Source organism: Streptomyces sp. NPDC059224 (assembly GCF_042754285.1).
GTDB lineage: Bacteria > Actinomycetota > Actinomycetes > Streptomycetales > Streptomycetaceae > Streptomyces.
Genome location: NZ_JBHZAN010000008.1, coordinates 1 through 17,290 on the forward strand (window position 1 = coordinate 1; position 17,290 = coordinate 17,290).

At 69.8% G+C, this 17,290-nt stretch carries 15 protein-coding genes and 2 pseudogenes; 4 read left to right on the top strand and 13 right to left on the bottom strand.

The genetic code is table 11. From position 1 onward, the window contains the following. Positions 1 to 53 precede the first annotated feature (53 nt). Positions 54 to 407, bottom strand: a complete 354-nt coding sequence (locus ACFXI4_RS10135; protein WP_384989246.1) for an ATP-binding protein — start codon at positions 405 to 407, stop codon at positions 54 to 56. 154 nt (positions 408 to 561) lie between these two features. Then, positions 562 to 1,719: an adenosine deaminase gene (locus ACFXI4_RS10140; protein ID WP_384989248.1), complete on the bottom strand. Its 1,158-nt coding sequence runs from the start codon at positions 1,717 to 1,719 to the stop codon at positions 562 to 564. 124 nt (positions 1,720 to 1,843) lie between these two features. Here ACFXI4_RS10140 and ACFXI4_RS10145 point away from each other — a divergent pair, with 124 nt between their 5' ends. Beyond that, on the top strand, positions 1,844 to 2,608 hold the full coding sequence (locus ACFXI4_RS10145; RefSeq protein ID WP_384989250.1) for a prolyl oligopeptidase family serine peptidase: 765 nt from the start codon (positions 1,844 to 1,846) through the stop codon (positions 2,606 to 2,608). 45 nt (positions 2,609 to 2,653) lie between these two features. Here the strand turns inward: ACFXI4_RS10145 and ACFXI4_RS10150 are convergent, their stop codons facing one another. Further along, on the bottom strand, positions 2,654 to 3,607 hold the full coding sequence (locus tag ACFXI4_RS10150) for a LysR family transcriptional regulator (RefSeq protein ID WP_384989251.1): 954 nt from the start codon (positions 3,605 to 3,607) through the stop codon (positions 2,654 to 2,656). A 63-nt stretch (positions 3,608 to 3,670) separates the two neighbouring features. Here ACFXI4_RS10150 and ACFXI4_RS10155 point away from each other — a divergent pair, with 63 nt between their 5' ends. Continuing rightward, positions 3,671 to 4,939 carry an MFS transporter gene (locus ACFXI4_RS10155; RefSeq protein ID WP_362715250.1) on the top strand — a complete coding sequence of 423 codons (1,269 nt, stop codon included), beginning with the start codon at positions 3,671 to 3,673 and terminating at the stop codon, positions 4,937 to 4,939. A 212-nt stretch (positions 4,940 to 5,151) separates the two neighbouring features. Next, positions 5,152 to 6,165, top strand: coding sequence for a sigma-70 family RNA polymerase sigma factor (locus ACFXI4_RS10160; RefSeq protein ID WP_384989254.1), 1,014 nt, complete (start codon positions 5,152 to 5,154; stop codon positions 6,163 to 6,165). On the opposite strand, the gene ACFXI4_RS10165 is transcribed toward ACFXI4_RS10160, so the two are convergent. Continuing rightward, positions 6,049 to 6,435, bottom strand: a complete 387-nt coding sequence (locus tag ACFXI4_RS10165) for an STAS domain-containing protein (protein ID WP_384989256.1) — start codon at positions 6,433 to 6,435, stop codon at positions 6,049 to 6,051. The two genes, ACFXI4_RS10160 and ACFXI4_RS10165, sit on opposite strands and share 117 nt — an antisense overlap. 155 nt (positions 6,436 to 6,590) lie before the next feature. Between ACFXI4_RS10165 and ACFXI4_RS10170 the strand changes: the two genes are divergently transcribed. Then, a complete protein-coding gene (locus tag ACFXI4_RS10170; RefSeq protein ID WP_384989258.1) occupies positions 6,591 to 7,511 on the top strand; it encodes an AEC family transporter in 921 nt (306 codons plus the stop codon). A gap of 7 nt (positions 7,512 to 7,518) precedes the next feature. Here ACFXI4_RS10170 and ACFXI4_RS10175 read toward each other — a convergent pair. The 9 genes and pseudogenes from ACFXI4_RS10175 to ACFXI4_RS10215 all read right to left on the bottom strand — a co-directional run bounded on the left by ACFXI4_RS10175 (position 7,519) and on the right by ACFXI4_RS10215 (position 17,074). Then, positions 7,519 to 8,096: pseudogene (locus tag ACFXI4_RS10175) on the bottom strand (Uma2 family endonuclease). Positions 8,097 to 8,187: 91 nt separating this feature from the next. Beyond that, on the bottom strand, positions 8,188 to 8,868 hold the full coding sequence (locus ACFXI4_RS10180) for a group II intron maturase-specific domain-containing protein (RefSeq protein ID WP_384989260.1): 681 nt from the start codon (positions 8,866 to 8,868) through the stop codon (positions 8,188 to 8,190). A gap of 40 nt (positions 8,869 to 8,908) precedes the next feature. Continuing rightward, positions 8,909 to 9,172 (bottom strand): annotated as a pseudogene (locus tag ACFXI4_RS10185) (reverse transcriptase N-terminal domain-containing protein); the annotation flags it as partial. 747 nt (positions 9,173 to 9,919) lie between these two features. Further along, a complete protein-coding gene (locus ACFXI4_RS10190; RefSeq protein WP_384989261.1) occupies positions 9,920 to 11,197 on the bottom strand; it encodes a thymidine phosphorylase in 1,278 nt (425 codons plus the stop codon). Positions 11,198 to 11,267: 70 nt separating this feature from the next. Next, positions 11,268 to 11,672: a cytidine deaminase gene (locus ACFXI4_RS10195; protein ID WP_384989263.1), complete on the bottom strand. Its 405-nt coding sequence runs from the start codon at positions 11,670 to 11,672 to the stop codon at positions 11,268 to 11,270. Beyond that, positions 11,669 to 12,931 (bottom strand): ABC transporter permease, encoded by a 1,263-nt coding sequence (locus ACFXI4_RS10200; protein WP_384989265.1) that lies wholly within the window; start codon positions 12,929 to 12,931, stop codon positions 11,669 to 11,671. Before ACFXI4_RS10200 ends, ACFXI4_RS10195 begins: the two co-directional genes overlap by 4 nt. After that, the gene (locus ACFXI4_RS10205; RefSeq protein WP_384989266.1) at positions 12,931 to 14,052 is read right to left on the bottom strand and encodes an ABC transporter permease; all 1,122 of its coding nucleotides are present in this window, start codon (positions 14,050 to 14,052) and stop codon (positions 12,931 to 12,933) included. Before ACFXI4_RS10205 ends, ACFXI4_RS10200 begins: the two co-directional genes overlap by 1 nt. Beyond that, positions 14,049 to 15,866 carry an ABC transporter ATP-binding protein gene (locus ACFXI4_RS10210; protein WP_384989268.1) on the bottom strand — a complete coding sequence of 606 codons (1,818 nt, stop codon included), beginning with the start codon at positions 15,864 to 15,866 and terminating at the stop codon, positions 14,049 to 14,051. The genes ACFXI4_RS10205 and ACFXI4_RS10210 overlap by 4 nt, the downstream gene beginning before the upstream one ends. Positions 15,867 to 16,027: 161 nt before the next feature. Continuing rightward, positions 16,028 to 17,074: a BMP family protein gene (locus tag ACFXI4_RS10215; protein ID WP_384989270.1), complete on the bottom strand. Its 1,047-nt coding sequence runs from the start codon at positions 17,072 to 17,074 to the stop codon at positions 16,028 to 16,030. Positions 17,075 to 17,290 lie beyond the last annotated feature (216 nt).

Here is a 17,290-nt window from a genome sequence, read left to right on the forward strand (position 1 = left end):
CACCGGATGACTCCGGTGCGCCCCGACGGCGTTGCCGACCGGCTGGGGAGAGGTCAGCCGATCGGAATCCCGTTCACCGGCAGGCCGTGCGTGGGCAGGCCCTGGACCGGCAGTCCGCCGAGGAGGCCGGCGACGGGCTTGGCCGGGCCGCCGCCGAGCAGCTGCTCGGCGGCCGGCTGGGCGGCGGCAAGACCGGCGGCGAGGCCGGTCCGCCCCTGCGTCAGGGCCTCACCGGCCCCCGGCAGGGTCTTGGAGACGTTCTCGGCCGGCAGCGTCCTGTTGACGGAGTCCAGGGCCTGCGAGGAGCCCGGGACGGCCGGGGCCGCATGGGCCGCGCCCGCGCCGACGGCGGCGAAGGCGGCACCGAGGGCGGCGACACCGAGGGTCTTGGCAGCAGACTGCTTCATGGTTGATGCGTCCTTGGAATACGGGTACGGGGATTTTTAAAAATGCGCTGAGCGGTCCACGACCGTAAACATGCCGGACCGCCAGCCGCAAACACCGGAATGCGGACGGACCGTGAGAGACCGTCCGCATTCCGTACCCCGCCGCGACCCCTGATCAGCCCTGCGGATCGACAGAACCGCTGGTGGAGGCGGTCTGCCGGAACAGCCACTCGGACTTCAGTTCCGCATAACCCGGCTTCACGACGTCATTGATCATGGCGAGTCGTTCATCGAAAGGAATGAACGCTGATTTCATCGCATTGACGGAGAACCACTGCATGTCGTCGAGCGTGTAACCGAATGCCTCGACAAGGTGCTCGAATTCCCGGGTCATGCTGGTCCCGGACATCAGCCGGTTGTCCGTGTTCACGGTGGCCCGGAAGTGCAGCCGCCGCAGCAGTCCGATCGGGTGCTGGGCGTAGGAGTCGGCGGCCCCGGTCTGGAGGTTGGAGCTCGGGCACAGCTCCAGCGGGATCCGCTTGTCGCGGACGTACGAAGCGAGGCGGCCGAGCTTGACCGTGCCGTCCTCGTGGACCTGGATGTCGTCGATGATCCGCACACCGTGCCCGAGCCGGTCGGCACCGCACCACTGGAGGGCCTGCCAGATCGACGGCAGCCCGAAGGCCTCGCCGGCATGGATGGTGAAGTGGTTGTTCTCGCGCTTGAGGTACTCGAAGGCGTCGAGGTGCCGGGTGGGCGGGAAGCCGGCCTCGGCACCGGCGATGTCGAAGCCGACGACGCCCAGGTCCCGGTAGCGGTTGGCGAGTTCGGCGATCTCCAGGGAGCGGGCCGCGTGCCGCATGGCGGTGAGCAGGGCACCGACCCGGATCCGCCGGCCGTTCTCCCGGGCGAGCGCCTCGCCCTGCCTGAAGCCCTCGTTGACGGCCTCGACGACGCCTTCCAGGGACAGGCCCCCTTCGAGGTGCTGCTCGGGCGCGTACCGCACCTCGGCGTAGACGACACCGTCCTCGGCGAGGTCCTCCGCGCACTCCCGCGCGACCCGCACCAGCGCGTCCCGGGTCTGCATGACCCCGACGGTGTGCGAGAACGTCTCCAGGTACCGCTCCAGCGAGCCGGAGTCGGCGGCCTCCCGGAACCAGACGCCGAGCTTGTCCGGGTCGGACTCGGGGAGTTGGGCGTACCCCGTCTCCCGCGCGAGGTCGGCGACCGTACCGGGGCGCAGGCCGCCGTCGAGATGGTCGTGCAGCAGAACCTTCGGTGCCCGGCGGATCTGCTCCGGCGTCGGGGTGTTCGCGATGCTCTGGCTCGTCATTTCCGCACTGTAACTCCTACGCGCGTAGATCGCCCGGTACTCTGCGCATTCCGTGGTCCGTCGATACGCAACGGTGACCGCACCGACGGGTCGCGTACACCGCTTCTTCTGACACTGTTCTGTCATGGCACAGCAAGCGACGCCGGTCCGAACGGCCAGGCTGGGCAGAGCAGTCGGTCAGGAGCCGACGACGGTGAGCGGAGCGGTCCTGCTGCTCCCGGACGGTGAGGAGGTCTCCGCCCGCAGACCGTCCCCCGTATGGGCGACGCCCTTCGTCCGCGCGCTCGGACGCCGGCTCGCCCGGGACGGCCGCGACGAGGGGCTGGCCGCACACCTCGTGCACTACCGCTACCGCGGCTGGAACGGCACCGAGGCGCATCTCGCGGGCGACGCGAGCTGGGCCGCCGACGAGGTGGTACGGCGGTACGGCGACGTCCCGGTGTGTCTGCTGGGGCTGGGCATGGGCGGCCGGGCCGCGTTGCGGGCGGGCGGCCACGAAGCCGTCAACTGCGTGGTCTCCATAGCCCCTTGGCTGCCGGAGACGGACGTGGCGGCACCCGAGGAACCGGTTCGGCAGCTGGTGGGGCGCCGGGTGCTGCTCGTGCACGGCACGAACGACGAACGGACCGACCCCGAGCTGTCGTTCCAACTGGCGGCGCGGGCGAAGAAGGCGAACCGGGAGGTGTGCCGGTTCGAGGTGCACTCGGACGGGCACGGGCTGCATCAGCACCGTGACGAAGTCCTCGCGCTCGCCTCGGACTTCGTCATGGGGGCGCTGTACGGGCACGCGGTCTCGCGGCCGGTGGAGGACGCGCTGGCGGCGCCGCCGCCGATCGGGTTGCGGATGCCCCTTGCCGCGGGGTTCGGCCGGTCGCTCCGGAAGGGGTGACGGCCGGCCTCGGGGTGCGGGCGGCGGGCGTTTGCTGCGCGGTTCCTAGGTCGGGAGCAGGTTTCCCCTCCTCGACAGCAGGAACTTCTTGAACGCGGCCACCGGCGGCGTGTCCGGGTGGCCCTGGAGCCATGCCACACCGATCTCCCTCGCCGCTCTCGGGGCCGTGACCGTCAGTTCCACGACTCCCGGGCGGGGAAACGCGGGTGGGGGGAGCAGCGCGACCCCCAGCCCCGCCGCCACCAGGCCCCGCAGGGTCTCCGCCTCCTCGCCCTCGAAGGCGATCCGGGGGCGGAAGCCGGCCTCCTGGCACAGGTCGTCGGTGATGCGGCGCAGACCGTAGCCCGGTTCCAGGGTCACGAACGTCTCGTCGGCCGCTTCGGCGAGGCGGATGCGCCTGCGGGCGGCCAGCGGGTGGTCCGCGGGAACCACCAGACGGAGTTTCTGTTCGTCCAGCCGTCTGGCCACCAGGTCCGGGGCGTCCGGCACCGGCGAGGTGAGGCACAGGTCCAGCTCGCCCGCCCGGAGCTTCTCGATCATCGCCTCGCCGTAGTTCTGGACGAGGCTGAAGCGGACCCGGGGATGGTCGACGCGGAAGGCCTGGAGGAGGCCGGGGACGGTCTCCGCTCCCATCGTGTGCAGGAAGCCGAAGGCGACCTTGCCCGTCGCGGGGTCGGCGTCGGCCCGTACCTCGTCGGCGGCGCGCCGGACCTCGGCGAGGGCACGTTCGACCGAGGTGAGGAACGTGCGGCCGGCCGGGGTGAGGGAGACGGTGCGGCCATGGCGGGTGAAGAGGTCGACGCCGAGGTCCTGCTCCAGGCGCGCCATCGCACGCGAGAGCGTGGACTGGGGGACGTCGATCTCCTGCGCGGCCCTGGTGACATGCTCCGTACGGGCCACGCCGGCGAAGTACGCGAGACGCGGAGCCAGCAACATCGTCATGTCTTCCGTGTCACTGTCCGGTGACAGGCGCTTCGCCGACCTGCGTTGATGCTCCATGGGAACGATTATGACGATTCCGTGCATTGGACGGATCAGCGCGGGGGTCCGTACGTTCGTGCCATGTCTCCCGCCAGTACCGGGGCGTCCGCCACCGTGGACGCCGTCCCGTCCCTCCCCGCCGCCGACTCCCGTCTGACCCCGGGCGGTCCCGGCTACCGCCGGATGAGCTTCGCGCTCTTCCTCGCCGGTGTCGCGACCTTCGCCCTCCTCTACTCCACGCAGGCCCTGCTCCCGCTGATCTCGGACGGCTACGGCGTCTCCGCGAGCGACGCGAGCTGGACGGTGGCGGCGGCGACCGGCGGCCTGGCGCTGTTCGTCATCCCGATGAGCGCCCTCTCCGAGCGCTTCGGACGGCGTACGGTCATGACGGCGTCGCTGGCGGTCGCGGTGACCGTAGGACTGCTGGTGCCCTTCGCGCCCTCCCTGGGCGTGCTGATCGTGCTCCGTGGCGTCCAGGGCGCCGCGCTGGCCGGGCTGCCGGCGTCGGCGCAGGCCTACCTGGCCGAGGAGGTCCGGCCGAGGGCCCTGGTCACGGCGATCGGCCTGTTCGTCGCGGGCAACAGCGTCGGCGGGATGAGCGGCCGGGTCATCACCGGCTGGGTGGCTCAGGAGTGGGGCTGGCGGGTCGCGGTGGGCGTCATCGGCGTGATCGCGGTCGGCTGTGCGGTGGCCTTCCGGCTGCTCCTCCCCGCCCCGCGGCACTTCCAGGCGGGCTCGCTGCACCCGCGCCGGCTGCTCGGCACGGTCCGTGACCATCTGGCCAACCCGCTGCTGCGCCGCCTGTACGCGATCGGCGCGCTGTTCATGACCGTCTTCGGCGGCGTGTACACGGTGATCGGCTACCGCCTGACCGAGGAACCGTTCTCACTCCCCCAGGGCATCGTCGGCTCGATCTTCCTCGTCTACCTGGTCGGTACGGTGTCGGCGTCCACGGCGGGCCGTCTGGTGGGCCGGCTCGGCCGCCGGGGCGCCCTCTACCTGGGCGGCGGCACCACGGCCGCCGGCCTGCTGCTCTCCCTGGCCGACTCGCTCCCCCTGGTCCTGCTGGGCCTGGTCCTGATCACCGCGGGATTCTTCGCGGGCCACGCGGTGGCGTCCTCGGCGGTCAGCAAGACGGCCACCCACGGCCGGGCCCAGGCCTCCGCCCTTTACCAGTCCGCCTACTACATCGGCTCCAGCGCGGGCAGCACGGTGGGCGCGCTCGCCTTCCACGCGAGCGGCTGGTCGGGGACGGTGGGGGTGGCCCTGCTGGCGATCGCGGGCGTGGTGACCATCACCCTGCTGGGCACGGTGGCGGCCCGCCGCCACGTCGTGGCAGCCGCTCACTGAAGCGTCCCTGAGGGGCGCGAGGAACTGCGCGATCGACCACGGCGTTGCCGCGCCCGCCGTACGGACCGCACCCTCGCCCCCTGGGCGCCCGCCACTCCTCACCTGCACGTTTCCGCACTCCGAGGGCCATTGTCAGTCCCCTGCGGTAGCTTCCAGGTGCTGGAGCGCAACGGCGCGCGGACAGGAACGGCCACAGGGGTGGGTGGACGGCAATGAGTGACAGCACGGCGACGGCGGAGCTGGACGTCGCACTGGAGAAGCACCGGACCGAACTGACCGGGTACTGCTACCGGATGCTCGGCTCGTCGTTCGAGGCCGAGGACGCCGTGCAGGACACCCTGGTGCGGGCCTGGCGGAGCTACGAGAAGTTCGAGGGCCGTTCCAGTCTGCGGTCGTGGCTGTACCGGATCGCGACGAACGTCTGCCTGGACATGCTCTCCGCCGGGAACAAGCGGGCCCGCCCGATGGACCTCTCCGAGTCGACCCCGCTGGCCCAGGCGGCGCTGGCGCCCCGGCCCGACAACACCTGGCTGGAGCCGGTGCCGGACGCGCGGGTGCTGCCGACCGTGGCCGACCCGGCGGAGGCGGCCGTGGCCAAGGAGTCCGTCCGCCTCGCCTTCATGGCCGCGCTGCAGCAACTGCCGCCCAAGCAGCGGGTGGTGCTGATCCTGCGCGAGGTGCTGGCCTGGAGGGCCAACGAGGTGGCCGAACTGCTCGGCACCAGCGTCGCGTCGGTCAACAGCGCCCTGCAGCGGGCCCGGGCCACCCTCGCCGAGCAGCAGCAGTCGGGCGCCGCCGCCGACGTCTCCGACCCGCTGGACGAGGAGCAGCAAAAGCTCCTTGAGCGCTATGTCGCGGCCTTCGAGGGCTACGACATGACGGCGCTGACGGCGCTCCTCCACGAGGACGCCGTCATGACGATGCCGCCGTTCGACCTGTGGCTCGTCGGCCACGAGGACATCGCCGGCTTCATGACCACCATCGGCTCCGCCTGCGAGGGCTCCCGGCTGTTCCCGGTCCAGGTCAACGGCCTGCCCGGGTTCGCCCAGTACAAGCCCGACCCCGACACCGGCGGCTGGAGCCCCTGGTCGATCCAGGTCCTGGAGATCTCAGACGGCCGGCTGACCGGGTTCCACTTCTTCCTCGACACCAAGCGCTGGTTCCCGCTCTTCGGCCTCCCCCTCCATCTGGAGGCGAAGGCCGACGAAGCGGAGCAGGGCAAGTAGCGCGGGGTCGGGGTCCCGCAGCCGTATCCGCCCGCCGGCCCGCCGGGCGGTCACCTCCAGCCGGGCCAGCAGATCGACGGCCGCCAGTCCGGGCGGCCCGATCCCGGCCACGTCGCAGACGACGGTGCCGGCCGTGCCACCCGCCAGCATCGCCCGCACCTCGGCACACAGCCCGGCCACCGCGTCCTTGGCGACGGGGCCGGGCAGTACGAGTACGGCGGGGGTCTTGGCATCCACGATCAGTAGACCGCGGCGGGCTCGACAACTCATCGGCAGGGTGCCTGTCTCCGCGGGGGCGTCGCGCAGATCACAAGGATCACACCGTTGACCTGCACCTGACCGACCCGGAGGGTTGGGTGTATGCCCCACAGATCAGCACCGCCTCCCTGCCCGCCCGACGCTCTCCTCCGCCGCGAGGGGGTCCCGTGCAGGGGGTGCTGAGCGGCTTCGCGGTCATCGCGATCGTCATCGGGGTGGGGTACGTCCTCGGCCGCGGCGGCCACCTGGGGGTCAACGGCCGCGAGGTGCTGACCAAGCTGGCCTTCCACGTCGCCTCGCCCGCCCTGCTCTTCACCACGCTCGCGAGGGCCGACCTGGCGGTGATCTTCTCCAGCCGGCTCCTGGTGACGGCCCTGTCCACGGCAGCGGCGGCGGGCGCGTTCGTGGCGGCGGGGGCGGTACGGCACTGGGGTGCGGGCCGTACCACGATCGGCGCGCTCTGCTCCAGCTACGTCAACTCGGGCAACCTGGGCATCCCCATCGCCGTGTACGTGCTGGGCGACGCGTCCCTGGTGGCCCCGGTCCTGCTCTTCCAGGTGGTGATCCTCACCCCGGTCGCCCTGACGATCCTGGACCTGTCCGGCATGGGCGAGAAGGGCCCCTGGTGGCGCCGGCTCCTCACCCCGCTCCGCAACCCGATAGCCGTCGGCTCGCTCACCGGAGTCCTGGTCTCGGCGCTCGGCATCACTCTCCCCGGCCCGGTGATGGACCCCCTGACCCTGATCGGGAACATGTCGGTCCCGGCGGTGCTGCTCGCCTTCGGCATCTCCCTGCACGGCAGCACCCCGCCGGGCCGGGGCCGCGACCGCCACCCCGTGTTCCTCTCGGTGGCCCTGAAGTCGGTGGGCCAGCCGCTCATCGCCTGGGCCCTGGCATCGGCGGTCTTCGGCCTGCACGGAGCCCCGCTCCTGGACGTGACGGTGACCTCGGCCCTCCCGGCCGCGCAGAACCTCTACACCTACGCCAGCACCTACCGCGTGGGCGAGGAACTGGCCCGCGACTCGATCCTGCTCTCCACGGTGCTGGCGGTACCGGTACTGGTGCTCGTGGCGGCGCTGCTGGGGTGAGGGGCCGTCAGTCGACGGGGAACTCCGCGGTGTCGATGGTGAGGCCGAACGGCTCCGGCAGCTTGACGGGGTCACCGAACTTGACCGCGCTGGGCACCCGGTAGACATCGCCCTTGGGCTCGCCGTAGAGCGTCGCGGTGGGACCGCCGGGAGCCCACCGGTCGACGAGGAGGTACAGCGGGATGCCGGCGGAGGCGTACGCGGCGGGTTTGCTGACGCGGTCGTGCCGGGCGTTGGACTTGGAGGTGACCTCGACGACGAGTTCGGCCAAGGCGGCCGGGATGTGGGAGTCCGCCTCCGCGCACTCCCGCACGGGTGCCACCACCAGGTCCGGGATGAGCATGCCCAGCCGCGACGGCACGGCGATGGCGAGGGTCTGGAAGATCCCCAAGTCGTCGGGGACCACGCTGTAGAGGCGGCGCTGGATGCGTTCCGCGATCACGTTGTGGCGGGAGCAGGTGACACGGTGATGATCCCCTCGATGATCTCCACCTTGCTGCCCTCGGGCCATTCCATCTCCTCCCAGTACCGGACGAGGTCGTCCCAGTTCTGGTCGGGGTCCTGGCTGACGGTGAGTGCGCTCAGTCGGGTAGCCGGAGGGCGTTGCCGCCCTCCGGCCCCCTCAGAACCGGACGTGCGGCTGTTCACCGCATCCGGCTCAAGCGGGCCCCTGGAGTCACGCGGGTCGGTCATCTTGCTTGGCCCTTCTCTGGTCGCCGGCGTGGTGCTGGCGATGGCAGTCAGCGTGTACGAGGCGAAGATTCGTCCGCTCGTCCGGACCTCCGTCGCGCCGGTAGATGAAGTGGTGCTTGTGCAGCGGCCTCATCGACGCCGAGAACCAAGCGGCCCACTCACGTGGGTTGTCCGGTGTGTACTCGGCATCGGGAATCAGCGGCTGTTCACACAGCGGGCAGATCCCCTTCTGGCGGGATGCGAGGGTGATGGTCCACCTACCGGCGGTCCCGGGCATCCTTTTGCGTCGGCGGTTCGCCCAGTAATCAGCCAGCGATGGATCGTCAGGCGAGTTGCCTTCCTTGACGATCACGTGCCGGACGATTCTGGTCCAGTTGAACTTGTAGAGATAGGTGCCGGTATCCCGGTCACCGAATACCCACTGGTCCTTCCGGGTCGAGTTGAAAACGCCATAGTGCTTGGCCAGGCGCCAGCTCTTCGGCTTGTTCGGGTGGGAGTGCTTGACCCACTTCTGCGTGAGCGTCCACACATAGAAGTCCAGGGACTTGAAGGTCTCCTTGGACACCACCGTCCGGTAGTAGGTCGCCCATCCCTTGATGATCGGGTTGAGCTTTCTCACCACAGCTGCGGCGTTCGCCCCGCGCGGCCAGCCGCCCTCGCGCACTCGGAGTGAGCGCGCGTTCCTGGTCAATCCCGGCCGTCCGACGGCCTGTGCTCTGCTGCGTCACCCGCTTCACGCTCACAAGCGCGTTCGCATGGGACCGCAGCATCAGCTTCTGCAAGTTCCGGACCTTCTTCAGGTCCCCTTCCTGCGCGGCTGTGAAGATGCGCTGCCTCAGTCGCCGTACCGACGCCTCCGCCTTGGCCCAGTCGATGCTGTGCCAGGTCCGGGCGTAGTCCTCCGGTCCGTTCGCCGTCGTGGGAGGCATCGCCGCCGTAGCGGTTCCTGCCACACCTACCTTCGGCATCCAACTTGCCCTTCGGTTCGGGGTCCTTCGCAGTTCTACTTCACGGGCCTACCTGATCCGCGTGGGCTCCCTTTCGGGCCGGGGTATAGCCCCGTATCCGACGAGTTATGTGACGCGGCTGAGGAATCCGCGCCCCTTTCCTCTGGGCTTTCGCCCCACCGGCGTTCGCTTCTCGGATCATCCTGTCCCGCTGGAGGCTTGGGCCTTCGTTACCTCCGGCTTACCGAGATCACTCCCGGACTCCAACGGGGTTTCCACGTTCCGCTCCCACAAGATGCGGCCGGGGTGGGCTCCCTCTTAATCCCGGGCCCGACGGTGTCCTCCCCCCATCGGCGTCGATCGTCAGGGGTCGTCGTGCGCTCTTCCGCGCCAGGGCCTATTGCCACCGCCAGCTCACCATCGACGTGGCACAGGAGTTACGAGACTTCATCAAGGGTTCATTCGCATTAGCCCGTCCGGCCTTCCCCTCGCCTGTTGCGGCCTGATGGCCATGCCGCTCTTGGGCTTGCGCTTCCGGCTTCACACCCCGCCGTTGCCAGCGACGCATGCGGAAGTGGGGACGGGCCTTGGACACTGGTCCGAGATGACCTGCTCATGCCCTTCTTGCCTCCTGCGGGTCATCCACTTGGGTGGAGCGACTTCGTGTCGCACCGGCGGTCTCCTATCGGTGTGTCACCGATCCCAGCATGCCGAACGGGACCGGTGCAGGTCCACCGGTCCCGTTCACCCGATCGAGCAATCCCCTGGTCAGGCGATACGTTCCCGCACTACGGGGGACGCCGTGAACTCCGTGCCGGGCGCCGCGATGTCGTAGGAACCCTCGACCGACTCGAGCGCGTACTCGAAGCGGTCCGGGGTGTCCGTGTGCAGGGTCAGCAGGGGCTGGCCCGCCGTGACCGTGTCGCCGGGCTTGGCGTGCAGTTCGACGCCCGCGCCCGCCTGCACCGGGTCCTCCTTGCGGGCGCGGCCCGCGCCCAGGCGCCAGGCGGCGACACCGATGCCGTAGGCGTCCAGTCGGGTCAGGACGCCGGACGACGGCGCCTTGATCACGTGCTGTTCCTTCGCCACCGGGAGCACCGCGTCCGGGTCGCCGCCCTGGGCCGCGATCATCCGGCGCCAGACGTCCATCGCCGAGCCGTCGGCCAGTGCCTTCGCCGGGTCGGCGTCCTTGAGGCCGGCCGCGTCGAGCATCTCGCGGGCCAGGGCGAGGGTCAGCTCCACGACGTCACAGGGGCCGCCGCCGGCCAGGACCTCGACGGACTCGCGGACCTCCAGGGCGTTGCCCGCGGTGAGGCCGAGGGGCGTGGACATGTCGGTGAGGAGCGCGACCGTCCTCACGCCGTGGTCGGTGCCGAGGCCGACCATGGTCGAGGCCAGCTCGCGGGCGTCCTCGATGGTCTTCATGAAGGCGCCGGTGCCGACCTTCACGTCCAGGACCAGGGAGCCGGTGCCCTCGGCGATCTTCTTGGACATGATCGAGGAGGCGATCAGCGGGATCGCCTCGACCGTGCCGGTCACGTCACGGAGCGCGTAGAGCTTCTTGTCGGCCGGGGCCAGGCCGTCGCCCGCCGCGCAGATCACCGCGCCGGTGGTGTCGAGGACGTTCAGCATCTCCTCGTTGGAGAGCAGGGCGCGCCAGCCGGGGATGGACTCCAGCTTGTCCAGGGTGCCGCCGGTGTGGCCGAGGCCCCGGCCGGACAGCTGCGGGACGGCCGCGCCGCAGGCCGCGACGAGGGGGGCCAGCGGGAGGGTGATCTTGTCGCCGACACCTCCGGTGGAGTGCTTGTCGGCGGTCGGGCGGGACAGGGAGGAGAACTCCATGCGCTCGCCGGAGGCGATCATCGCCGCCGTCCAGCGGGCGATCTCGCGGCGGTTCATGCCGTTGAGGAGGATGGCCATCGCGAGCGACGACATCTGCTCGTCGGCGACCTCGCCGCGTGTGTACGCGTCGATGACCCAGTCGATCTGCTCGTCGCCGAGTTCACCGCGGTCGCGCTTGGTGCGGATGACGGAGATGGCGTCCATGGCCATGACGTTCCCTTCGAAGCATTGCGAAGCCGTACGGCCCCTCCCACGAGGAGGGGCCGTACGGGAGTTACTTGGTGAGATGGTCCGGGCCGAAGGCCTGGGGCAGCATCTCGGAGAGGGGCAGGACGCCCGCCGGGGTGTCCAGCAGGAGGTCCGGGCCGCCGAACTCGTAGAGCAGCTGGCGGCAGCGGCCGCACGGGACGAGCAGCCCGCCCGTGCCGTCCACGCAGGTGAAGTGGGTGAGGCGGCCACCACCGGTGCGCTGGAGCTCGGAGACCAGACCGCACTCGGCGCACAGGCCGAGGCCGTAGGAGGCGTTCTCCACGTTGCAGCCGGAGACCGTACGGCCGTCGTCGACCAGGGCGGCGGCCCCGACCGGGAACCCGGAGTACGGCGCGTAGGCGTGGGACATGGCCGCCCGCGCCCCCTCCCGCAGGGTCTCCCAGTCGAAGCCGGCCGCCGCGGCCGTCACTTGCCCTGTCCCTTCCGGTACGGCAGGCCGTCCGCCTTCGGCATCCGCAGGGACTGCGCGGACAGCGAGAGCACCAGCAGGGTGACGAGGTACGGGGTCGCGGTCACGAGCTGACGCGGGACCTCGTTGGTGGTGGCGTACCAGATGAACATCAGGACCGAGATGACGATCGTGATGACGGCAGGGACGTACTTCTTGCGCCAGGCGAGGTAGACCGCGCCGAACACCAGCAGGATCGCGAGCAGCAGGATCAGCGCGTGCACGTTGACCGTGCCGCCGCGCAGGTTGAGGCTGTCGGTGTAGCCGAACAGGCCCGCGCCGAGGGCCAGGCCGCCCGGCATCCAGTTGCCGAAGATCATCGCCGCGAGGCCGATGTAACCGCGGCCGGCCGTCTGGCCGTCCAGGTAGACGTTCGAGGCGACGATCGACAGGAACGCGCCGCCGAGGCCGGCGAAGCCACCGCTGATGATCACGGCGATGTACTTGTACTTGTAGACGTTGACGCCCAGGGACTCGGCCGCGACCGGGTTCTCGCCGCAGGAGCGCAGACGCAGGCCGAAGGCGGTGCGCCACAGCACCCACCAGGTGATCGGGACGAGGGCCACGGCGACGACCGTCAGCGGGGAGAGGTCGGTGAGCAGACCGCCGGCCAGGCCGCCGATGTCCGAGATCAGGAACCAGTGCTTCTCGTTGAGCGTGTTCAGCCAGTCGGACAGCCCCGGCACGCTGAAGGTGCCCAGTGAGTCGATCGGCGGGGACTGCTTGGAGGAGCCGCCCGGGGCGTCCTCGAAGGTGAACTTCGAGAGGTAGCGGGTGGCTCCCAGGGCGAGGATGTTCAGGGCCACACCGGAGACGATGTGGTTGACGTTGAAGGTGACGGTCGCGACCGCGTGCAGCAGGGCGCCGAGCGCGCCGCCGATGATGCCGAAGACCACACCTGCCCAGGGGCCCCACTGGTAGCCGGCCCAGGCACCGAACCAGGTGCCGAGGATCATCATGCCTTCGAGGCCGATGTTGACGACGCCCGCCCGCTCGGCCCACAGACCGCCGAGACCGGCGAGGCCGATCGGCACGGCCAGGCGCAGCGCGGTGGACATCTGCCCGGTCGAGGTGATGCCGTCGGCGCCGGTGATCAGGCGGACGGCCGAGGTCAGGATCAGGACACCCGCGATGACCAGCAGGAGTACCGGGAGCGACATTCGGCGGCCGCCCTTGCCGGGCTGCTTCGCCTGCGGCTTGGCGATGGTCGCGGTGGACATCAGGCCGCCACCTCCTTCTTGGTGTTCTGGGCGGCGGCCGCGGCGAGCTCCGCGCCGACCTGGCGCTGCTGGCGGCGCAGGCCCCACTGGCGTACGGCTTCGTAGGAGATGACCACGGAGAAGACGATCAGGCCCTGCATGATCGTGGCGATCTCCTTCTCGTACGCCACCGGGGTCGCGTAGTCGAGGGCGGGCGAGGCCTTGTCGAGGAAGGCCCAGAGCAGGGCGGCGAAGGCGATGCCGCCGGGGTTGTTGCGGCCGAGCAGGGCGATGCCGATGGCGGTGAAGCCGAGGCCGGCCGGGAAGCTCAGGCTGTAGGTGTGGGTGTCGCCGAGCAGCAGCGGCAGGCCCGCGAGGCCGGAGACCGCGCCGGAGATCAGCATGGAGATCAGGACCATGCGCTTGGCGTCGACGCCGGAGGCGGCCGCGGCGGAATCGGAGGCACCGGTGGCGCGCAGGTCGAAGCCGAAGCGGGTGCGGTTGAGGACCACCCAGTAGGCGATGCCGAGGGCGATGGCGACGAACACCATGCCGTAGATCTCGCCGACGTCCGAGCCCAGGTTGATGCCGGGGAACCAGCCGGACTTCTTCATGTCGCCGGTCGTCATGTTGTTGCCGACCTGCACGCCCCAGACGTTGGCGAGGGTGACGTAGCCGATGACGCTGGTGGCGATGGCGTTCAGCATGATCGTGGCGACGACCTCGCTGACCCCTCGGGTGACCTTGAGGACGCCCGCGATGCCGGCCCAGAACGCGCCGGTGAACATGGCGACCAGCAGCAGCATCGGGATCTGCAGGAAGGCCGGCAGGCCCACGTTGGCGCCGACCACGGCCGTCATCACGGCGGCGAGGCGGTACTGGCCGTCGACGCCGATGTTGAACAGGTTCATCCGGAAGCCGAGGGCGACCGCGATGGCCGCGATGTAGTACATCGCCGCCTGGTTGACGATCAGCACCTGGATGTCCGAGTACGGCAGCTGCTGGAGCATCAGGGAGTACGGCTCGAACGGGTTGCGGTTCGAGGCGAGCAGCACGATCGACGTCAGTGCGATCGCGAGAACGAGCGCGATGACCGGGCCGGCCAGCGCGAGGAGCACCCGCTCCTTGTCGAACTTCTTCATCGGGCCTCGTCCTCCGGACCAGCGGCGCCTTCGTGTGCTTCTGGGGCGGTGTCTACGTGTTCCAGGTGACCGGACGCGGCGCCGGTCATGGCGGAGCCCAGCTCCTCCGGGGTGATGGTGGCCGGGTCGGCGTCCGCGACCAGCTTTCCGTCGAAGATCACCCGCAGGGTGTCCGACAGGCCGATCAGTTCGTCGAGGTCGGCGGAGATCAGGAGCACGGCCAGGCCCTCCCGCCGGGCCTCCCGGATGCGGTCCCAGATCTGCGCCTGGGCGCCGACGTCCACGCCACGGGTGGGGTGGGCGGCGATCAGGAACTTCGGGCTGTGGCTCATCTCACGGCCGACGATCAGCTTCTGCTGGTTGCCGCCGGACAGCGAGGCGGCGGTGACGTCGATGCCGGGGGTGCGGACGTCGTACTCCTCGACGATCCGGCGGGTGTCGGCCTGGGCGCCCTTGATGTCCAGCCAGAAGCCCTTGGCGTTGGGCTTCTCGGTGACATGGCCGAGGATGCGGTTCTCCCAGAGCGGGGACTCCAGGAGCAGGCCCTGGCGATGCCGGTCCTCGGGGATGTATCCGACGCCCCGTTCCCGGCGCCTGCGGGTCGTCCAGGGGGTGATGTCCTCGCCGAGGAACTCGACGGTGCCGGAGTCGGCGTTGCGGGTGCCGATCAGCGCGTCGATCAGTTCGGTCTGGCCGTTGCCCTCGACACCGGCGATGCCCATGACCTCACCGGCGTGGATGGTGAAGGTGACGTCGTCGAGGACGCGCTTGGCCGCGCCGGGCGTGGTGGCCTCGGTGAGCACGTCGGCGCCCGCCACGGCACCGGCGGAGCCGGGGGTCGCGGTCTCGGGCTGCGCGCCGAGCTCGCCGAGGGAGGCGCCGCCGGCGTAGACGGTGAGGTTGCGGACGGTGATGACCGGCTTGTCGGTGACCGTGGACTCGGCGGTCTCCGGGGTGGGCAGCTCGCTGCCCACCATCAGTTCGGCGAGCTGACGCGGGGTGGTCCGGGAGGGGATCGCGGTCCCGACGGTCGTACCGCGGCGGATGACGGTGATGTCGTCGGCCACCGACAGCACCTCGCCGAGCTTGTGCGAGATGAAGATGACCGACAGGCCCTCGGACTTCAGCTCCCGCAGGTTGTCGAAGAGTGCGTCGACCTCCTGCGGGACGAGGACGGCGGTGGGCTCGTCGAGGATCAGGGTCTTGGCACCGCGGTAGAGGACCTTGAGGATCTCCACGCGCTGCCGGTCGGCGACGCCGAGGTCCTCGACCAGGGCGTCCGGGCGGATGCCGAGGCCGTAGCGGTCGGAGATCTCGCGGATCTTCTTGCGGGCGTTGCCGCCGATGCCGTACAGCTTCTCGCTGCCGAGCACCACGTTCTCGAGGACGGTCAGGTTGTCCGCCAGCATGAAGTGCTGGTGGACCATGCCGATGCCGCGCGCGATGGCGTCGGCGGGGGACGAGAAGGAGACCTGCTCGCCGTCGACCGCGATGGTGCCCTCGTCCGGCTTCTGCATACCGTAGAGGATCTTCATCAGGGTCGACTTGCCGGCGCCGTTCTCACCGACCAGGGCATGGACGGTGCCCTTGCGGACCGACAGGTGGATGTCGTGGTTGGCTACGACACCCGGGAATCGCTTGGTGATCCCCGCCAGCTCGACCGCGGCTGTCGTCTCTGCGGTGAGCGGAGGGCTGCTGGACGCGTCGATGGCGCACTCTCCTCGGGAACGGGGCCATCTACGCGCGTAGCGCCCCTGCTTTAAATAGTGCCCGGATCTGACCGAGCTTTTTGACTCTCGATCCGTTCCGAGCATTCTGCCGCGCGAACGAGGGACTTCCCGCCGTAGTCCGTAGGGATCCGGGTCTACGGCAGGGGCGCGGGAGGAAGATCCTGCCCGCACCCCGTTCCGTGGCCGTAACGCTGCCATTACAGCGTCTTTTTGGCCATGCCTACGGCATGATCATGACCGTCGGGTCAGGAGGTCTTGACCGCGATCGAGCCGTCCTTGATGCCGGCCTCGGCCTTCTTGAGCGCGGCCTGGATGTCGGCGTTGCTCTTGAAGGTCGGGTTGGAGTCGGCGAGGCTCACACCGCCGGTGGCCAGGCTGGCGCGGATCTCACCGGTCTCCGGCTTGCCGTCGTGCACCGACTTGGCCAGGTTGTAGACGGCGCCCGCGACGTCCTTCATGGCCGAGGTGAGGATGTAGTCCTTGTACTTGGCCAGCGCGTCCTGCTTGTACTGGTCCGAGTCGACGCCGATCGCCCACACCTTGTGCTCGGCGGCGGACTGGATGACGCCCTGACCGGAGAGACCGGCGGCGGCGTAGACGACGTCCGCACCGGCGTCGATCTGGCCGTCCGCGGCGGTCTTGCCCTTGTCCGGGCTGGAGAAGCCGCCCTCGGCCGCGGTCTCGGTCAGGTACTGCGACTTGACCTTGACGCCCTTCTTGGTGTCCGCGACGCCCTGCTCGAAGCCGGCCTCGAACTTGTGGATCAGCGGCACGTCCACACCGCCGACGAAGCCCACGGTGTTGGTCTTGGTGGCCTTGGCGGCGGCGACACCGGCCAGGTAGGACGCCTGCTCCTCGTGGAAGACGAGGTCGGCGACGTTGTCGGCCTTGATGGTGTTGTCGTCGATGATGCCGAAGGTGACCTTCGGGAACTTCGCCGCGACCTCCTTGACGGCCGGCGCGTACGAGTAGCCGACGCCGATCACCGGGTTGTAGCCGGCCTTGGCCAGGGTCTCCAGGCGCTGCGCCTTGTCGGCGTCGGACTCGCCGTCCTGCGGCTCGACGGCGGTGGACTTGTAGCTGAACTCCGCGTCGGCCTTGTCCATGCCGGCGGTCGCGGCGTCGTTGAAGGACTGGTCGCCCTTGCCGCCGACGTCGTAGGCGAGAGCCAGACCGAGGTCCTTGCCCTTGCCCGAGGAGGACGAGGTGGAGGAGCTGCCACAGGCGGAGACTGTGACGGCGAGAGCTGCGGTTGCAACGCCTGCAACCGCAATACGGGACACCCGGCGCATGGAACGTGACTCCTTTGTGCAAGCGCCCAAACCAGGCGCTGGTTCCGCGGCAGCGTAACGCGCGTAGACCAGACGGAAAACCCCCAATGTCCGGTCCGTTATCTAGCTGTGGCCACAGTCACGGTTCAACGTTACGTACAGCAGTGCGCCCCTTGCAGGAGGCAAGGGGCGCACGGACTGCAACGACGGCTCCGGCCGGCCGCGCGCCCGTCGCGC